Origin of the sequence: Wolbachia sp. wLmal (assembly GCF_049435495.1) — a bacterium.
Taxonomy (GTDB): domain Bacteria; phylum Pseudomonadota; class Alphaproteobacteria; order Rickettsiales; family Anaplasmataceae; genus Wolbachia; species Wolbachia pipientis.
The window spans coordinates 519,404-536,283 of record NZ_CP185405.1; the positions used below are offsets into that span (position 1 = coordinate 519,404).

Consider the following 16,880-nt stretch of genomic DNA (forward strand, 5'->3'; position numbering starts at 1 on the left):
TAATCTGAAAATATCAAGCGCCAGCTACATTCGTCTTTCTATGCTCGCATTTAAAAAGTTAATTAAAGTAGTTTTATAAAAAGAATCAGAAAAAGTACTAATATCATTTTGTGCCATATTAATGTAGTGTCTAGCTTTTTCCATAGAAAGCTGAATGGCATTATGGTGATTAATATAGTGTAATGCTTGGTCAAAATTGTGTCTAGCTGAAGAAAAGCATTTTTCCCAGAATTTTTGCTCTGCTGGACTGCCCTTTTCGTATGCTATAATAGCAGGTAAGGTGACTTTACCTTCGAAAAAGTCTTTTCCGATTTGCTTTCCAGAAGTGCCTTGACTAGCAGTATAATCGAGCATATCATCAACTATTTGAAATGCCATACCAAAATTAAAACCAAAATTCTTTAGCCTCTCTGTTTCGTCATCTGTTGCACCAGATACTGTAGATGCAGCTTCACAGCATGCAGAAAATAAAGACGCTGTCTTTTCTCCAATGATATCAAAATAATTTTCCCTGATTGTGTGGGGGTCAAAACGTGTTGTCATCTGCTTTATTTCACCCTTCACAAGTAAATACGATGCTTTAGATAAAATGGAGAGAATATTTAAATTTCCACACTCTATAAGCCATCTAAATGCTAATGTCAACAATAGATCACCAACTAAAATGCTTGATTTATTCCCCCAAATCTTATTCGCTGTTTTAACTCCATGGCGTGCCTCACTTTCATCGAGCACATCATCATGAAGTAAAGTAGCATTGTGTATAAACTCTACCGATGCAGCAACATTGATCCTATTCTCCCCAGAATAGTTTAGCATTTTACATATAATAAAAACTAGTTTAGGCCTTATTTTTTTTCCACCTGACCTAACAAGATGAGATATAATATCAGTAGCAAGCTTAGCATCTTCATCATTGACATTTTTGAAGACAAAGTCACTCATAGCTGACAAATCAGAAGATACAATATCGTCTAATTTATCGCTGTTTGTTATTAGCATTTTAAGAGACTTATGCCTCTTGCCCTTGTGCTTTCTCGTTCTCTACTTTCTTCTTTTCTGTTTTCTTTGGTTCTGTTTCTAAAGTTACTATGCCTTTTTTGATAAACCACAGTACTCTTTCAGTTGCTTGCGCGCCTACGCTTAGCCAATGCTTTAATCTATCAGCCTTCACCACAACACGATTTTTATTGTCTTTTGGTAACATTGGATCATATTGTCCTATTTTCTCAATAAAACGCCCATCTCTTGGTGCTCGTGAATCAGCTACAACTATCCTATAAAAAGGGCGTTTCTTTGCGCCAAACCTCGCCAACCTTATTTTAACTGCCATGTTAACCTTTATTCATATATTAGCTACAATTTTATACAATGAGCCGTTTTAAGTCAAATGAATTATACAACTTTTGCACCTTATAATATAATTACCAATAATGTAGGGCAGTGCCGGGCGCACAGCTATACGAACATTCATTTTTGAAGGTAAATTGCACAGCAAATGGTGTCATTCCAGTGCTTGACACTGGAATCCAGCCTTTTTTTAATCATTAAAACGTTGTATTTTAACATAAAACGGCTACTTTTATGCTTACCAACTTAATAAAATTCCTGGATCCCAGTGTCTGGGCACTGGATGCGTTTGAAGCAACTTATAAGATTTTTGACTATATATCATCAAGTATAGCGTGATTAACTTCGACTTTATACTTTGATTCCAGATAGCTAATTAATTGCTCTTTTAGCGATATCATCACACGTTTTCCAGTGTCAAGCATGTTTAATTTGCCATTTGATGAATGCATTTCTTTTAGAACACCTATTATAATTTCATTATTGTATTGAATAGGATCTGTCACTGAACCAGTTGTTTTCATATTGAAAATCTCTTCTACAAAAGAAAAGGGGTAGTTTTGTTGATCCACTTTATTGCGGTGCATCTGCTGACCTTTAACTAATTCCACACCTTGAATTTCTTCCAAATCTGTTTTTTCTCTTAGTTGAACTGCAACCTCTTGCCCGAATTTAAACATTCTTTCTTTTATAAACTCACTACGCCAAAGCTCTACCGCTAATGCCCTGCCTTCTTCAAAACTTTGTGATTTAGGTGGAACGATATCGATGATTTTTACACTAACAACAGCGTCCCCAACGCCCTTAAAATAACCTTTCTGATCCTTTTCTCGCGAAAAAATGAAAGAAATCAAATCACCAGAATCTCCTACGTTATTACCGCTTTGATCTTTTCCACTCGCATCTACTGGACCAATAGTTTGTATAGGTAAATTATATTCACTCAATATTTCTTCAATTTCTGAACCATTGTATATCTTATAGTTCACTTGGTTTATGAAATCATTGACTCTTTCAAAAGACTTTTGGTTAGTTAGAACTGACTTTATGTCTTTTTTTAAATCAACTAAGTCTTCATCAGAGATTTGATGCGCACTTTCCACTTTTACTATGTGCCAACCAAAACTGCTTGCTAAAACTTCACTTACTTCACCTACTTTAAGAGCAAACACCTTCTCTCTCACGTCTTCTGGTAAAAAATCCTTAGTTATATTATTTACTCTAGTTTCCTCAAGTTTTGCTTTGCCAAACTCTTCTACTATCTGTTCAAAGCTTGTTTTACCCTCCTCAAATGCTCTTCTTGCTGTCTCAGCTTCTTCTTTGGTAGAAAATATTGCATTGAATATATCTCTTTGATTTTTAAGTTCTTGTTGTTCTATTATACCATCAACTTCTTCATCTGAGATCTTGATTTGATCTTCAAAATACTTTTGGCCTAGGGAAATATATTGCGCAGTTCGATACTCAGGATAATAAAAATGGGATTTATTTCTTTCGTACAAATCAAGTAAGGCTTGATCATCTGGTTCAGGAATGTTTGTAACTGCATCTTCAGTTATTTTAACAATATCAACTACTCTAGTTTGGTAGCGACTTTTGTATATCTGCTCATCAATTTTCTCGCCAAAAGTTACTGGATAATTATCTTTAAATAATGAAGTCATGAACATCATTGCAGGCAGGACTTTCTCTAGCTTTGCTATATACTCTTTCTCTGTCATATGCAGGTCATTTAGCGTTTCATAGAATTTATTTTTGTCAAATTCACCTTTATCATTTTGAAAGTATTTGGTGTTTTTAATATGGTTTTTTATAGATTCTTCTCCAACTGTCAACCCCAGCTCACTAGTTAGGTTAAACAATAGTTTTTGCTCTATAAGTGCGTTAAGCAAATCATATTTCAGCTTTTTTACTTGTTCTCTACTCGCATCAGATCCAGAAATTTGTTTTCCATAATTTTGATATAGCGACTTATACTCATCTGACGTTATAACTTCTTTTCCAACCCTAGCTACCTCTTCTTTTTCATCATCACCTGATAAAAGGTTGCCAACTCCCACAAAGATTAACAAGCAAGCTAAAAGGACAACGGTTATTTTAGTGAAAAAATTTTTAACATTCATTTTAAACTCAGTTAATTAATGGTTAATTATAGAATAGTGATAATTTAATACTTGTAAACCTGTTGCTTTATTAGTTAATATATATAATATATTAACTTAAAATTTAACTCTCTAATCTTAAATAGGAACATATGTTTAACTGAGTTATACTATACCTTAGGAAGGGGAAATATTTTGTTTGAAATATGCTTAAAGGTAAGCGCATTTAATTAACTTAAGAGGTGGAAAGTGACAAACAAAAAGTTATTGAATGACAAAATTAATGCTTTTTTAGTTTTAATAGTTTATATTTTGGCCCTGTATAACAGTAAGGGATACTTTAAATGAGAGATGCTTTTTTGATGTCAATGGAATCTTCTAAGGGCAATAACGATAGAAATAAACAGTTTCTAGTGCAAATAGCTGCTTGGTTAGTAGACAACACTGGTTTAACTTTTAATCAAATAGCACAATGTTGCAGATTGGCCCTTGAAGAAGTACAAGACATAGCTGATGAGGAAATAGAAGTAGAAAAATATAACCCTATTATTTCTGGAATAATTACTGAAAAAGAAATCGATGATTGCAAAAAAAATCCAAATCGTGTACCAAATTTGATTATAAAAAATATAAAAAAAGGGAGTAAAGCGATTGGTAGCATTCTTGGCTTTGCCTCTACGGCAAGACGTAGAGATAAACCTGATGCGATTTATTATTTAGTAAAAAAATTTCCTATCTTGGACAATAACGTTATAGCTAAATTAATTAGTACAACAAATTACACAGTTGAGCAGGTAAGAGATGGATCTCATCATAACATGCAAAGTATAAAACCCCAGGATCCTGTACTACTCGGCTTATGTAGTCAAGAAAATTTAGAAGCAGAAGTGGAAAAAGCAAAAGTAGAAGAGGAGAAGCAAGAAAGGTTAAAAAAATATAAAGAATAGCTATTGAAAATCCTCAAATTTTTGTGTTTTGTTAACATTAAATTAACTTGACTTGCTAGTGTTTATTAGTATAACGTAAGTAAAGTACGGGGTTTAATGATAATTAAGCTTAATACGCACTGAAACTAACTCAGCCTAGTTTATTATCTTATAGTCACATTTTAGGTTAGTAAGCATCAATTAAAATTTTTGGAGGATTATGACAACAATCAATGAAGATGTTTTGGCAAAAGGAAAGGTTACAGCTCAACCTGAAAAAAGTGAGCAAATTTACAATAACGATACAGTAAAACAGATGGTCAATGAAGGTACTGAGAAAAACAGAAAAACATTAGATCTGAGCGAATTAAAAGAGAAAACAGCGGAAGAATTGTTAGAGTTAGCTGAAGAAAGAAAAATTTCAACTAACGGTAAAAGCAATGGTAGAATGCTAAAGCAGGAAATAATATTCAGCTTAATGAAAAAAATGAGTGAAGAAGGAGGCATAACCACAGGGAGTGGAATAGTGGAAATATTGCCTGATGGTTTTGGTTTCTTACGTTCAGCAAGTGCAAATTATGCCCCAAGTACCGATGATGTTTATATTTCTAACGGGCAAATAAAGAAGTTTAATTTACGTACAGGAGATATGGCATATGGAGAAATAAGGCCACCTGGTGATAAAGAGAGATATTTTACTTTAACTAAGGTTCAAAGTATAAACTCTACTGAAGTAAGTGAATTAAGAAAGTACGTCCATTTTGATAATTTGCTTCCTCTTTATCCTGAGGAAAGCATAGTACTTGAGTGTAATAATGGTGATGATAAAAAAGGCTTAAGCATGCGTGCTATAGATATAGTAGCTCCTCTTGGAAAAGGGCAAAGAGCGTTAGTAGTTGCTCCACCTCGCACAGGAAAAACAGTATTGCTTCAGCAAATGGCTAACTCTATAGCTATAAATCACCCTGAAGTAGAATTAATAGTGTTACTTATAGATGAAAGACCTGAAGAAGTAACAGATATGATACGTTCTGTAAAAGGTGAGGTAGTAAGTTCTACATTCGATGAGCCTGCTTACCGTCACGTACAGCTTGCTGAAATAGTAATAGAAAAAGCTAAAAGAATGGTTGAGCATAAAAAAGATGTGGTAATTCTACTTGACAATATTACTAGACTTGCACGTGCTTATAATGCGGTTATTCCTTCGTCTGGGAAAGTTCTAACTGGTGGTGTAGATTCAAACGCACTGCAGAGACCAAAACGCTTTTTTGGAGCAGCTCGTAATATTGAGAATGGGGGTTCTTTAACTATAATCGCCACAGCTCTTATAGAGACTGGTTCAAAAATGGATGAAGTTATTTTTGAAGAGTTTAAAGGTACAGGAAATGCTGAGATCATACTTGATAGAAAACTTTCTGATAAACGTATATTTCCAGCTATTGATATTACAAAATCCGGAACAAGGAAGGAAGAGCTATTAGTTGATAAGGCTATACTAAATAAAATATGGGTGGTGCGTAGGATACTCAATCCTATGGGACCCGTTGAAGCAATGGAATTTTTACGTGACAAACTACTTTTAACAAAGAGCAATGCTGACTTTTTTAACTCCATGAATCACTAAAAGTAAGCCAGTTATGATGGATATGCTGAGCAAAAAGTAAAACGCTCCTATAGCTAAAATAATTTGGATTTACCAAAATATATTTATAGTTAAGTTGGAAATTTACCTTAAGTTAGCGCGTGACACTGGAATGACACCCTTGGTGGCAGACAGCTAAAGGAAAATATCAACTAGGTTTATAATCTATCACTACCGTGTTTGCAATTTTGTCGTGAAAAGCTTGTTTATGTTCATCACCTACTGCACATACTAAAACTAAGATTAGTATAGCTAAGAATAAAATGGGATTACAAAGTGATATGCAATAAATTATAAAAAGAGCTATAGTCCTTTTCATTGCTTGCATTGTAGTGATTGACTCAAATGTATCTTTGTCTTTTACACGCATGCTAAATAACAAGTGTCCTGGAGTGCCGCCAAATTTTACTAGTATGAATATATGAAATATACATGGTATCATTAAAAATAAAGAAAATACAATTGTGGTGATTACAATTATTGCACCCATGATCCCTTGTATTGCGTGTGTAAGTGAGAAACCCACCGCCATTAAACCAAATGGTATTGCGATAAATAAAATACAATCAACTATAAATGCTAGAGTACGTCTTGTCATCGTTGAGTAGTTTACTTTTTTATCCATGTACTACCTATAAAGAAAAATATCAACTAGATTTATAGTCTATCACTACTGTTTTTGCAATTTTATCGTAAAAAGTCTGTTTGCGTTGATCAAATACTGCAAACAAAAATAAAATTAGCACAATTAAAAGATATAGAAAAGTATAACCATGATAATGCAGATGAAGCAAAAAGCGAAAAATAATCCAGATGCTTCCCTTAGAAATACATCTTATTGTTGCTTGCATAAGGGTAACATTTGTAAATGTATTAGCATCTTTAATATGCATACCACACAATAGTTTTCCTGGGGTACCACCAAGTTTTGTTACCATTAATATTTTGGATATTGTTAGTACTAATGTTGCGACCACTGTAGAAACTATAAATGGTATTTCTGTTGCTAGTTGTGCAAGTTCCTGAAAAGAGTCTTTATCTTGATCTTGTAATGATACGATGAATACACCATAGATAAAACCGAAGATAAAATGAGGGGAAAATATGATGAGGTCAAGTATTTCTGCTACAATACGCCTTGTAAATCCTACATAATTTACTTTAACATTTATTTCAGTATTCATAACCCCACCTATATTTCATAATATCATCATATGATATAAAAATACGTTATTAAATAACCGTAAATATACTAACTTGGGTAATATTAGCTACTTGTGCCACTCTATTATTTAAATTAATATTAAATCATTTATAACTAGGGAAGTTATGTCAACACTAATCACAGTTGCATATGGCGACGGTATCGGACCAGAAATCATGGAAGCGGTGCTGTCGATATTGCGCGAAGCAGAAGCGGAAATCTCAATAGATATTATTGAAATAGGGGAGCGTGTTTACAGTAAAGAATGGTCTCACGGAATTTCTCCAAGTGGTTGGGAATCAATTGAAAGGACAAAAATATTATTAAAATCTCCGACAACAACTCCTCAAGGTAAAGGGCACAAAAGCTTAAACGTTGCACTCAGAAAAAATCTAGGGTTGTATGCAAATATCAGACCATGCATTTCATATCATCCTGTTATAGAAAATAAATTCGATAAGTTTGATATCGTAGTGATACGTGAAAATGAAGAGGACGTTTACACCGGAATAGAGCATAGGCTCACTGGTGACTCTTACCAATGCACTAAAATTATTACTAGATCTGGCTCAGAGAAGATATGCAGGTACGCTTTTGAATATGCAAAAAAACACAACAGAAAAAAAGTAACTTGCCTGACTAAAGATAACATCATGAAAATGACTGACGGAACTTTCCATGCCGCGTTTGATCGCATTGCAAAGGAATACCCAGATATAAAGGCAGAACATTATATAGTTGATATTGGAATGGCGCGTGTTGCAACAGAACCGGAGAATTTTGATGTTATAGTAACCGAGAACTTATATGGCGACATATTATCAGATATAGTCGCACAAACCTCTGGATCTGTGGGGCTTGCCGGAAGTAGCAACATCGGGAATGAATACGCAATGTTTGAAGCAGTGCACGGTTCTGCCCCTGATATTGCAGGAAAAAACATAGCCAATCCTTCTGGTCTTTTAAATGCTGCAGTGCATATGCTAATTTACATAGGTCAAGTGGGTACTGCAAAACTAATCTACGATGCATGGCTCAAGACTTTGGAGGATGGAATACACACTGCCGATTTATATAAGGGGAAAAGAAGTAAACAGAAAGTTGGTACCAAAGAATTTGCAGAAGCTGTTATAGATAATTTAGGAAAGAAACCTGCTGAGCTTATAATTGGCAGTGGTTCGGATAGTAAAATAAATAAAGTACAAGACAATTACGAACAAGATTACAAAGTTAAAAAGCTAGTGGGTAGTGATATAACTCTCGCTTGGGACAAATCCAGTAATGTTGATCAAATAGTAGGATTATTTGAATCAAGTAATCTGCAAATGATAGCAATATACTCAAAAGGACTTGCGATTTGGCCAGGAAACTCAAAACCTTCAAGTGACCAAATAACCTATAGGTTTATCGCAAATAATGAAAAGCAAGCTATTACAAATAGTGACGTAAATAACTTGCTAATCAAACTCGAAGAACACAATTTTGACGTGGTGAGAATGGACAAATTGTATTTGTATGATGGGAAAGAGGGGTTTTTCTCTTAATGATCGTTTGACATTCTTATGATTGCATAAAACATTTAAATAGATTGTACTAGAGATATAATTTATTTATGTGAGATGTAGTAATGGGTCAACATTTTAAGTTAACTGGTCAGGAGTTTTGTGATAATGCTGATCTGTTCAACGTATTGGAAATAGAAGCTAAGCAAGTTATAGGTAAGGATCATCAAGAGCTTAGTAGCGTTTTAAAAAAACAATATAGAAAATTGATTCTTGTACACCACCCTGATAAAGGTGGAAATGAAGAAAGATTTAAAAATCTTGACAAAGCTTATAAAGAATTAAATGCATATATTGAACCTTTAAAGTCAGGGGACCCTTGTGTTAAAATTAGCGTTGATGCTGAAAGTGATGGGCATTTAACAGCGCGTGAATTCCATTATAGGAAGAAATTATTTGAAAAATTGAATATCACTGAAGAGGAAGTTAGAGGAAGGAATTTTGCTGAGCTTGCTTCTATACTTAAAAAAAAGCAGCTCGCTAACACAGGATCTGCAACACCAAAATAAATTAATCCATTATATAAATTCTTGGCCAAGATATAGCTCACTTTTCGATGATAAAGTCAAAGAGCTGAGAAATGAGCTTGACGAACACTTGCTTAAACCTAACATACAATTATTTAGTTATATCGCCCCTTTAACAAAGAATGGAAGTTTAATAAGGGAAGACAAACAAGCGCTAATGCAAAAGTTTATAAAGCGTAGAGACGATTTGCTATCTAGTACTTTAAAGAAAAAAGTAAATACTTTACTTTTTTTAGCTTTTGCTGAAGCAATTTATTGCTATTGTTTCTTGCCTACTTGGTTAATTGCCAGTGATACCTTGATATGTTTATGCTTGCCACTAGTAACATTAAATCTTATTATGACAGGGATTTTATCTGCTTTAACACAACATTACGAAAAAAAATACAAAAACTCTGAAATTTCTACTGATCAATATGTAAATAGAATAAATTGTATTTACTTATGCTATAAGCTTTTTGTTTTTTACCCTTTGCCTGTCTTTTTTACTTCTTTAATGATAGAGGGTTTTATCTCTGGCAGTTTTTATGTTGATGTGACAATATTTGGTACTTTGTCATTGTTAGCACTGCTAGCTACTGAGATATTTAGTCCTACATTTTCAAAGGCTTGTGAAATATACACTGAAAAACACATGAAAGATTTACTTGAGGAAGATCTAAGAGATAGAGTGCAAAAGGAAACTGATCTGTTAGGACGGTATGATCCACGAAGGCTATTAATGCCAATAATTATGCCTCTTGTTAGAAAGTGTTTTACAGAGGTGGCAAGCGAATTTGCTGAGAGGAATTTCGATGAAGTGAACACTAATATGTCTGATGTTAACACTGAACAGCCACCTAGACCTCAAGCGGTTGAATTTGCATAGTAGAATATTACGGTATAGTATAAACTTTTAGCTCTATGCATGGACTCAAAAAAAGTAGAACTAATATTTGAAAAGTTTCAACAATCAAATCCTGCGCCAAAAATAGAGCTAAATTATACCAATCATTTTACGTTACTGGTTGCGATAGTTTTATCAGCGCGGACAACTGATGTAAGCGTTAATAAAATTACAAGAGAACTATTTAATATCGCTGATACGCCAGAAAAAATGCTGAGCTTTGGGCAGAGTGAGCTGAAAAAATGCATAAGCAGTATTGGTTTATATAATTCCAAAGCAAAAAATATAATCGGGCTTAGTAAAATATTGGTAGAACGATACGACAGCAAAGTACCTACTAATTTTGATGATTTGGTGTCTTTGCCTGGAGTGGGGAGAAAGAGCGCTAATGTGTTCTTAAATTCAGGGCTTGGCATTCCAACATTGGCAGTTGATACTCACGTTTTTAGAGTGAGCAATAGAATTGGGCTTGTGGAAGAAAAAGATGTGTTTAAAACAGAGCAATCTCTTTTAAATGTGGTTCCCAAAGAATACCTGCTTTATGCTCATCATTGGCTAGTTTTGCATGGTAGATATGTTTGCAAAGCACAGAAACCTTCGTGTGAAACGTGCATAATTCATGATTTATGTGAATTTGAGTGCAAAAGGTATAAAGTCTAGTATTTCTTCTTTTGTCATCCAAGTAGCTATAGAAACGAAAAAACTTACTTGACACATTTTGCTGGAATGATACAAGTTATTATTCAAACAACAGTTATGCAAGAGATCTGATTACATCTAAGCTAACAATGGACCGCTAGATATATTACTAACCACGTTGACCTGATTCAATATTTTATTAGTGGGATTGAAATAATTTTCTATAAATTCCTTATATATAGCTGTTAACCTGTGTATATCGTTTACTGATACGCATTCGTTTATCTGATGTGCAGTTTTGTTGATTATACCAAATTCAATCACTGGACAAACATCTTTGATAAACGCAGCGTCAGATGTGCCACCACTTGTGCTAAGTATAGCATCAATGTTGGTAACCTTACTTATTGCATCAAGCATAATATCAGTATTCCTATCGGGAGTAGAGAGGAAAACGTCCCTGCTGCTATGCATAGAAAGCTTATAATCGTTAGTTACACTAGAGCATATTTCATCAATCAGCTTATATAGGCCACCCGGTGTTTGTTTATTGTTATATCGAATGTTAAAACATGTAGTTGCTGAACCAGGTATTAGATTGCTAGTATTATTTCCAACATCGATAGTAGTAACTTCGCAATGTGAAGGCTGAAAATATTTATTACCATGATCAAAAGTAGTATTTTTTACCTTACTCAATATCGATATTACCTTATATATTGGATTATCTGCTAGGTCTGGATAGGCAACGTGCCCTTGTTTTCCATGGCAAATTAATTCAAATGTTACAGAACCTCTTCTGCCTATTTTTATGGTATCACCTAATTTCTCACTACTGGTCGGTTCAGCAACCACACAGAAATCCACCTTTTTTTGCTTACTTTTCATCCATTCCAAAACTGCCTTTGTTCCATATTCTTCCGTGCTTTCTTCAGCACTGGTAATCAATGCACTTATCGAACCATTAAATTGAAACTTCTCTGCAATCAAATTTACCATAGCAGCAATAAACGCAGCTACTCCGCTTTTCATATCAGCCGCCCCTCTTCCATATAATATACCATCCCTCACTTCTGGATTAAATGGACCAAATGCCCAATCTTTTAACTGACCCGGTGGTACAACATCAACATGCCCAGCAAAGCACAAATTTGGTACTCCATTTATATATTTCGCATAAAGATTTTTAACTTTATCACCAAACTCTAAAATTTCACAATCAAAGCCACTCTTCTTGAAGATTGTTGCTATATACTCTATTGCCCCGCCGTCCCTTGGTGTTATACTCTCAAAAGAGATCAATTTCTTAGTTAGCTCTACAGGGTCAATTTTCATGTCAATCTTAAAATACTTATATTGCTATATTGTAAACACTCTATGCACTATTTAAAACAAATATTACATCAAGCCGAACAAACTTTTCTAAGGGAAGTAATAACAGATTACCACCTTGCTGATGATATCTATGAAATATGCACACGACACGGAAATGACATCTTTCTAGTTGCAGATGAAAATACAGCAAAACTTTTAAACAAAAACGTATTTAATAAAATTTCTCATTTAATTATTCCAGCCCCACCTGTCATTCCAGTGTCACGCGCTGGAATGACACCAGGTGGAGAAATGACACCAAGCAGAGCTGCCTCTCTTGAAACCGTAAATCTAGTTAGAAACAAAGCAAAAGACAGTGACTTAATAGTTGCATTTGGTAGCGGCACTGTTAACGATATCTGCAAATATGCAAGCTACCTCGAGAAAAAAGATTATATATCGTTCCCAACAGCCGCTTCTATGAATGGATATACCTCTGCAAATGCTTCAATATTAGTAAATGGATATAAAAAATCGTTCAAAGCACATCTTCCAAGAGCAGTATATATAGATATAGACATACTTGCCAATGCACCACTGCGTCTCACATTAAGCGGATTTGCAGATTTCATTTGTCGTTCAACAGTTCAGGCTGACTGGCTACTATCTCATTTGTTGTTTGGCACAGAATACAATGAATTACCTTTTACACTTGTTCGCGATTTGGAGCAAATTTTGCTAAGAGAGTATACGGCGCTTACTAAAAGAAGTAGAAAAGTGGTCCTATTACTTATGGAAGTTCTACTAATTTCAGGACTTGGAATGGTAATATCAAAAGGCAGCTATTCTGCAAGCCAAGGAGAGCATATGATAGCTCACGCAATGGAAATGGTAACAAGAGATCATTCCTTACTACATGGCGAAAAAATTGCTGTTACGACGATTACCATGGCTAATTTGCAGGAAAAGATATTATCAATACAAAACCCGATTATCAAACCGACCACTTTAGATGTAAAACATATAACTCAGTGCTTTGATAATATCGAATTTGTAAGAACTTTTGAACAGAAGCAAATTATGCAGCAAAAAATCCAAGAGATTATTTGTAAAGAATGGCATAATATTTCCAGTTTAATTAAGCAAAATTTACTACCTGCAAAACACCTGCAAAAAATATTTGAAGATCTATCAATTCCACACTTACCAGAGCACCTCAGTTGGAATAAAGAACAATATTGTAAAGTGGTCGATCTTGTGTTTACAACAAGAGATAGATTCACCTTTCTTGACTTAGCTAACTGCATAGAAGAAAGTTAAGTTTTGTAGTGAAATTCTGTCATTTAAAGAGATCATAGGCCAAAAGCTAAACCCTTTTCACAATTTCTTATCCATTGTCTCTTCACCTGAGTGGATACACAACTCACTCCAAGTAGTTGACACTGGGTTTCACCAATAGCACTATCTTGCTAAACATAGTTTAGTGCGAGTGGCTGAGGAGGGACTCGAACCCCCGACCAAGAGATTATGATCCTCCTGCTCTACCAACTGAGCTACTCAGCCTAATTGAAAACCTTGCTATACATGCGACCTACATGTTTTGTATAGTATTTCAAATCAAACAAAGATTCAAGTTTTTCCGAGTTAATAACCTTAAGTAAGAGTTTATCTTGTTTCAATTCGGCCAGAAAATCACTGTTGTTTTGTTTCACTTTCATTGCATTGCTCTGAACAATTTTATACGCCTCTTCCCTCGCCAAACCACTATTTACTAACTCAAGCAATACACGCTGTGAGAAAACTAAACCTTTTGAAGAATTTAAGTTCTTTTCAATGTTTTCCTTATTGATCACCAATTTATCTATCAAATCTGTTAATCGCACTAAAGCAAAATCCATTGTTATACAAGCATCAGGAGCAATGCATCTTTCCACAGACGAGTGCGATATATCACGTTCGTGCCACAATGCAACATTTTCTAACGCAGGAAACACATAGCTGCGTATTAAACGTGAGAGCCCAGTTAAATTTTCACTTAAAATAGGATTACACTTATGCGGCATAGCAGAACTCCCCTTTTGCCCAGTGGAAAAATGCTCAGAAATTTCGCCGATTTCAGTTCTTTGCAAATGACGAATTTCAATTGCAATATTTTCCATTGAGCTTGCAATCACTCCCAAAACTGAAAAGAATATGGCATGTCTATCACGAGGAATGATTTGAGATGATATGGTTTCAGGTATGAGTCCCATTTCTTTCGCTACATACTCTTCAACAAACGGATCAACATTTGCAAAATTGCCTACCGCACCTGATATTTTACAAATTGAGATTTCTTTTTGCGCGCTAGTTAATCTCTGATAATTGCGTTTAAATTCAGCATAAAATCTGGCAAATTTTATTCCAAGAGTTGTTGGTTCTGCATGCATTCCGTGACTGCGTCCAACACAAACAATATCTTTATAGTCCTCAGCTTTTTTTTTTAATGCTGCAAGTAAATTTTTTAGATTCTCGAGCAAAATATCACAGGACTCTTTCAGTTGCACCGCAAGGCATGTATCCAAAACATCAGAACTTGTCATTCCATAGTGGAGATAACGAACATCAACTCCCGCTTTTTCAGCAACATATGTCAGAAAAGCTATAACATCATGTTTTACAATGGATTCAATTTCGTTGATACATTCAACATCAAATTCAATAGCACCAGAGAGGTTCTCAGCAATATTATTCGGAATCACTCCTAACTTTGCTTGAGCTTCACACGCTAATTTTTCTATTTTAAGCCATATATTAAATTTATTATTTTCCTCCCAAATGGAAGACATTTCTTTTCTGCTATAGCGAGGAATCATTTTTGATTTATTCCAATAATGGTGTCATTCCAGTGCGTGACACTGGAATCCAGATATAAAAGTATTTGCAAATTATTCAATGGACAACGGATTCTAGAAGCATAAAATAATGTCCATGATGAAATAAACTGGATCCCAGTGTCACGCACTGGGATGACAGGAGGGGAGCACTGGGATGACACCAGCTTAGCCATGGAAGACATTTCTTTTCGGCTATAACAAGGGATCAGCTATCATCACCATCAGCAGCTTCTTTATTCGCATCTTGCTCTGCCTCTTGTTGCTCAGATTTCTGATTTCGCAATTTTACTTGCCTTAGCTCATTTGCATCTGTTTCGGATTTCACGACGTATATAGTAATTGGTACTACTACTTCACTATGTAATTCTACGTTTACTTGGTATTCACCCAAGTTTTTGATGCTTATTCCACCAAAAGATAAACTACGGTGATCTATCACATGTCCTTCTTGTAGTAAAATTTTCGCAATTTCACGTGTTGTTACAGAACCAAAAATTTTACCATCCTCTGAAGCTTGCTTTATTAATACCACAAACTTATCACGTAGTGACAACGCAAGCTCTTTTGCTACATTTAATCTTTTTATATTCTCTTCTTCCAGTAATAAACGTTGCTCCTCTAGCTTTGTTAAATTTTCCTTGGTAGCTTTCACCGCTTTTCTTTGTGGAAAAAGAAAATTACGTGCATAACCTGGTTTAACTTTGACAACTTCACCAAGCTTACCTAAAGTCCTTATATTTTCCTTTAAAATTATCAACATAAATTACCTAAACTTTTTTAGTACAGTAAGGAATAAGAGCTAAAAAACGTGCCCTTATAATCGCTAAGCGTAACTTCCTTTGTTTTTTTGCACATACGCCTGTTAATCTTCTAGGTAATATCCTACCATAGTCAGAGGTAAACTTGGATAATAAATCTATATTCTTATAATCTATGTCTTCATCTTTAGACGCAGCAAGAGGGCAAACTTTAGAACGCCTAAAGCCAGTCCTATTATTTACAGATACGTAAGAATTATTAAAACTATTTCGTCTTTTCATCATTATGCGCTTTGCTCCTCAATTTGTTTATTCATCATATGAGATTTACCTTCAAAAATTTTATCAACCTGCACAGGAAAGTGGCGAATAATGTTCTCATTAAGTTTCATTCTACGCATAAATTCATCCAGAATGCTTGCAGTAGAACTTATGCACATTATACAATAATGACCGCTCTTCATTTTATTTTTGTGATATGCAAAATCCAAAAGACCCCAATGTTCATACTTGATTAATCCTGATGCTTCAATGTTTTTCAAAAGCATTTCCAACGCTTTGCTCGATTGAGTTGGACCGTTTATTCTAAAATCTTTCAAAATATCTTGAAAAATCTTTATTAGATGTTCTGAGATATTTCTCTTCAAAGCATTTACTGCGTTATGGATAAACGCACTTTTAGTACTGCCTCCTAGAAATTTTGTAAAATCTTGCATTATTCCTAAATCTTTTAGGTCATCTTTCAACTCTCTATCGATTTTTGACTTCACTTCTTTCAAATTTGAAAGATCTTCTTCCAATTCAACCCATAAAACTTTTGTAAGATCTTCCAAGAAATCAGAGTAAGCAACTAGACCTTCTTTAATGTTTTCAGCACGCACTTCTAACTCTTGTGTTGTAAGCTTGTCATTTCCTTTTTTCAGAATATCCCTGATTTGCTGGAACATAACATCTGCTTTAATATTTTTCAATGAAACAGCTAGCTCTTGGACCATCTCCTCTACTTCTTGCTGTAACAATCCCTGTTGTGCTATAAAAGTAAATTCATAAAGATTCACTATATCTTCCTTTAATACCGATTAAACATTTCATTA

The 16,880-nt window shown here is 34.5% G+C and carries 18 protein-coding genes and 1 tRNA gene; 7 read left to right on the top strand and 12 right to left on the bottom strand.

Annotated elements, in window-relative coordinates; translation table 11 throughout:
- Nucleotides 1-24 precede the first annotated feature (24 nt).
- From ACEL90_RS02670 to ACEL90_RS02680, 3 genes are all read right to left on the bottom strand, one after another.
- The gene (locus ACEL90_RS02670; protein ID WP_423349220.1) at nt 25-1,002 is read right to left on the bottom strand and encodes a polyprenyl synthetase family protein; all 978 of its coding nucleotides are present in this window, start codon (nt 1,000-1,002) and stop codon (nt 25-27) included.
- A 10-nt stretch (nt 1,003-1,012) separates the two neighbouring features.
- Nucleotides 1,013-1,333 (bottom strand): 30S ribosomal protein S16, encoded by a 321-nt coding sequence (gene rpsP, locus ACEL90_RS02675; protein ID WP_006279266.1) that lies wholly within the window; start codon nt 1,331-1,333, stop codon nt 1,013-1,015.
- Nucleotides 1,334-1,664: 331 nt separating this feature from the next.
- The gene (locus ACEL90_RS02680; protein WP_264339500.1) at nt 1,665-3,473 is read right to left on the bottom strand and encodes a peptidylprolyl isomerase; all 1,809 of its coding nucleotides are present in this window, start codon (nt 3,471-3,473) and stop codon (nt 1,665-1,667) included.
- 323 nt (nt 3,474-3,796) lie between these two features.
- Here ACEL90_RS02680 and ACEL90_RS02685 point away from each other — a divergent pair, with 323 nt between their 5' ends.
- Both ACEL90_RS02685 and rho read left to right on the top strand, forming a co-directional pair.
- Nucleotides 3,797-4,399: a cell cycle transcriptional regulator TrcR gene (locus tag ACEL90_RS02685; protein ID WP_423349221.1), complete on the top strand. Its 603-nt coding sequence runs from the start codon at nt 3,797-3,799 to the stop codon at nt 4,397-4,399.
- Nucleotides 4,400-4,598: 199 nt separating this feature from the next.
- Entirely contained in the window at nt 4,599-6,002 is a 1,404-nt protein-coding gene (gene rho / locus ACEL90_RS02690; RefSeq protein WP_007549497.1) for a transcription termination factor Rho, read from the top strand.
- A gap of 166 nt (nt 6,003-6,168) precedes the next feature.
- On the opposite strand, the gene ACEL90_RS02695 is transcribed toward rho, so the two are convergent.
- Together ACEL90_RS02695 and ACEL90_RS02700 are read right to left on the bottom strand one after the other, a co-directional pair.
- On the bottom strand, nt 6,169-6,645 hold the full coding sequence (locus ACEL90_RS02695) for an RDD family protein (protein WP_423349222.1): 477 nt from the start codon (nt 6,643-6,645) through the stop codon (nt 6,169-6,171).
- A gap of 22 nt (nt 6,646-6,667) precedes the next feature.
- Complete coding sequence (locus ACEL90_RS02700) at nt 6,668-7,204, bottom strand: RDD family protein (protein ID WP_006279799.1); 537 nt, start codon at nt 7,202-7,204, stop codon at nt 6,668-6,670.
- Nucleotides 7,205-7,349: 145 nt separating this feature from the next.
- On the opposite strand from ACEL90_RS02700, the gene icd reads away from it, so the two are divergent.
- The 4 genes from icd (at nt 7,350) to nth (ending at nt 10,859) form a co-directional block, all read left to right on the top strand.
- Entirely contained in the window at nt 7,350-8,768 is a 1,419-nt protein-coding gene (gene icd / locus ACEL90_RS02705; protein WP_423349223.1) for an isocitrate dehydrogenase, read from the top strand.
- A gap of 83 nt (nt 8,769-8,851) precedes the next feature.
- The gene (locus tag ACEL90_RS02710; protein WP_423349224.1) at nt 8,852-9,295 is read left to right on the top strand and encodes a DnaJ domain-containing protein; all 444 of its coding nucleotides are present in this window, start codon (nt 8,852-8,854) and stop codon (nt 9,293-9,295) included.
- Nucleotides 9,237-10,181: a hypothetical protein gene (locus ACEL90_RS02715; RefSeq protein ID WP_423349225.1), complete on the top strand. Its 945-nt coding sequence runs from the start codon at nt 9,237-9,239 to the stop codon at nt 10,179-10,181. Before ACEL90_RS02710 ends, ACEL90_RS02715 begins: the two co-directional genes overlap by 59 nt.
- A 39-nt stretch (nt 10,182-10,220) precedes the next feature.
- Nucleotides 10,221-10,859, top strand: coding sequence for an endonuclease III (gene nth / locus ACEL90_RS02720; protein ID WP_423349226.1), 639 nt, complete (start codon nt 10,221-10,223; stop codon nt 10,857-10,859).
- Nucleotides 10,860-10,976: 117 nt separating this feature from the next.
- Here nth and dapE read toward each other — a convergent pair whose 3' ends face one another.
- Entirely contained in the window at nt 10,977-12,173 is a 1,197-nt protein-coding gene (gene dapE, locus ACEL90_RS02725) for a succinyl-diaminopimelate desuccinylase (RefSeq protein ID WP_423349227.1), read from the bottom strand.
- Nucleotides 12,174-12,215: 42 nt separating this feature from the next.
- On the opposite strand from dapE, the gene ACEL90_RS02730 reads away from it, so the two are divergent.
- Nucleotides 12,216-13,472 carry an iron-containing alcohol dehydrogenase gene (locus ACEL90_RS02730; protein WP_423349228.1) on the top strand — a complete coding sequence of 419 codons (1,257 nt, stop codon included), beginning with the start codon at nt 12,216-12,218 and terminating at the stop codon, nt 13,470-13,472.
- 170 nt (nt 13,473-13,642) lie between these two features.
- On the opposite strand, the gene ACEL90_RS02735 is transcribed toward ACEL90_RS02730, so the two are convergent.
- The 6 genes from ACEL90_RS02735 to ACEL90_RS02760 form a co-directional block, all read right to left on the bottom strand.
- Nucleotides 13,643-13,715 (bottom strand) — tRNA-Met (locus ACEL90_RS02735).
- Nucleotides 13,715-15,007 carry an adenylosuccinate lyase gene (purB, locus tag ACEL90_RS02740; RefSeq protein WP_423349229.1) on the bottom strand — a complete coding sequence of 431 codons (1,293 nt, stop codon included), beginning with the start codon at nt 15,005-15,007 and terminating at the stop codon, nt 13,715-13,717. Before purB ends, ACEL90_RS02735 begins: the two co-directional genes overlap by 1 nt.
- Nucleotides 15,004-15,201, bottom strand: a complete 198-nt coding sequence (locus ACEL90_RS02745) for a hypothetical protein (RefSeq protein WP_246484351.1) — start codon at nt 15,199-15,201, stop codon at nt 15,004-15,006. The genes purB and ACEL90_RS02745 overlap by 4 nt, the downstream gene beginning before the upstream one ends.
- A gap of 32 nt (nt 15,202-15,233) precedes the next feature.
- Nucleotides 15,234-15,788: a 50S ribosomal protein L9 gene (gene rplI, locus ACEL90_RS02750; RefSeq protein ID WP_423349230.1), complete on the bottom strand. Its 555-nt coding sequence runs from the start codon at nt 15,786-15,788 to the stop codon at nt 15,234-15,236.
- Between the two features lie 7 nt (nt 15,789-15,795).
- Nucleotides 15,796-16,071, bottom strand: coding sequence for a 30S ribosomal protein S18 (gene rpsR / locus ACEL90_RS02755; RefSeq protein WP_007548890.1), 276 nt, complete (start codon nt 16,069-16,071; stop codon nt 15,796-15,798).
- Nucleotides 16,071-16,844 carry a 30S ribosomal protein S6 gene (locus ACEL90_RS02760; RefSeq protein WP_423349231.1) on the bottom strand — a complete coding sequence of 258 codons (774 nt, stop codon included), beginning with the start codon at nt 16,842-16,844 and terminating at the stop codon, nt 16,071-16,073. Before ACEL90_RS02760 ends, rpsR begins: the two co-directional genes overlap by 1 nt.
- Nucleotides 16,845-16,880: the final 36 nt, after the last annotated feature.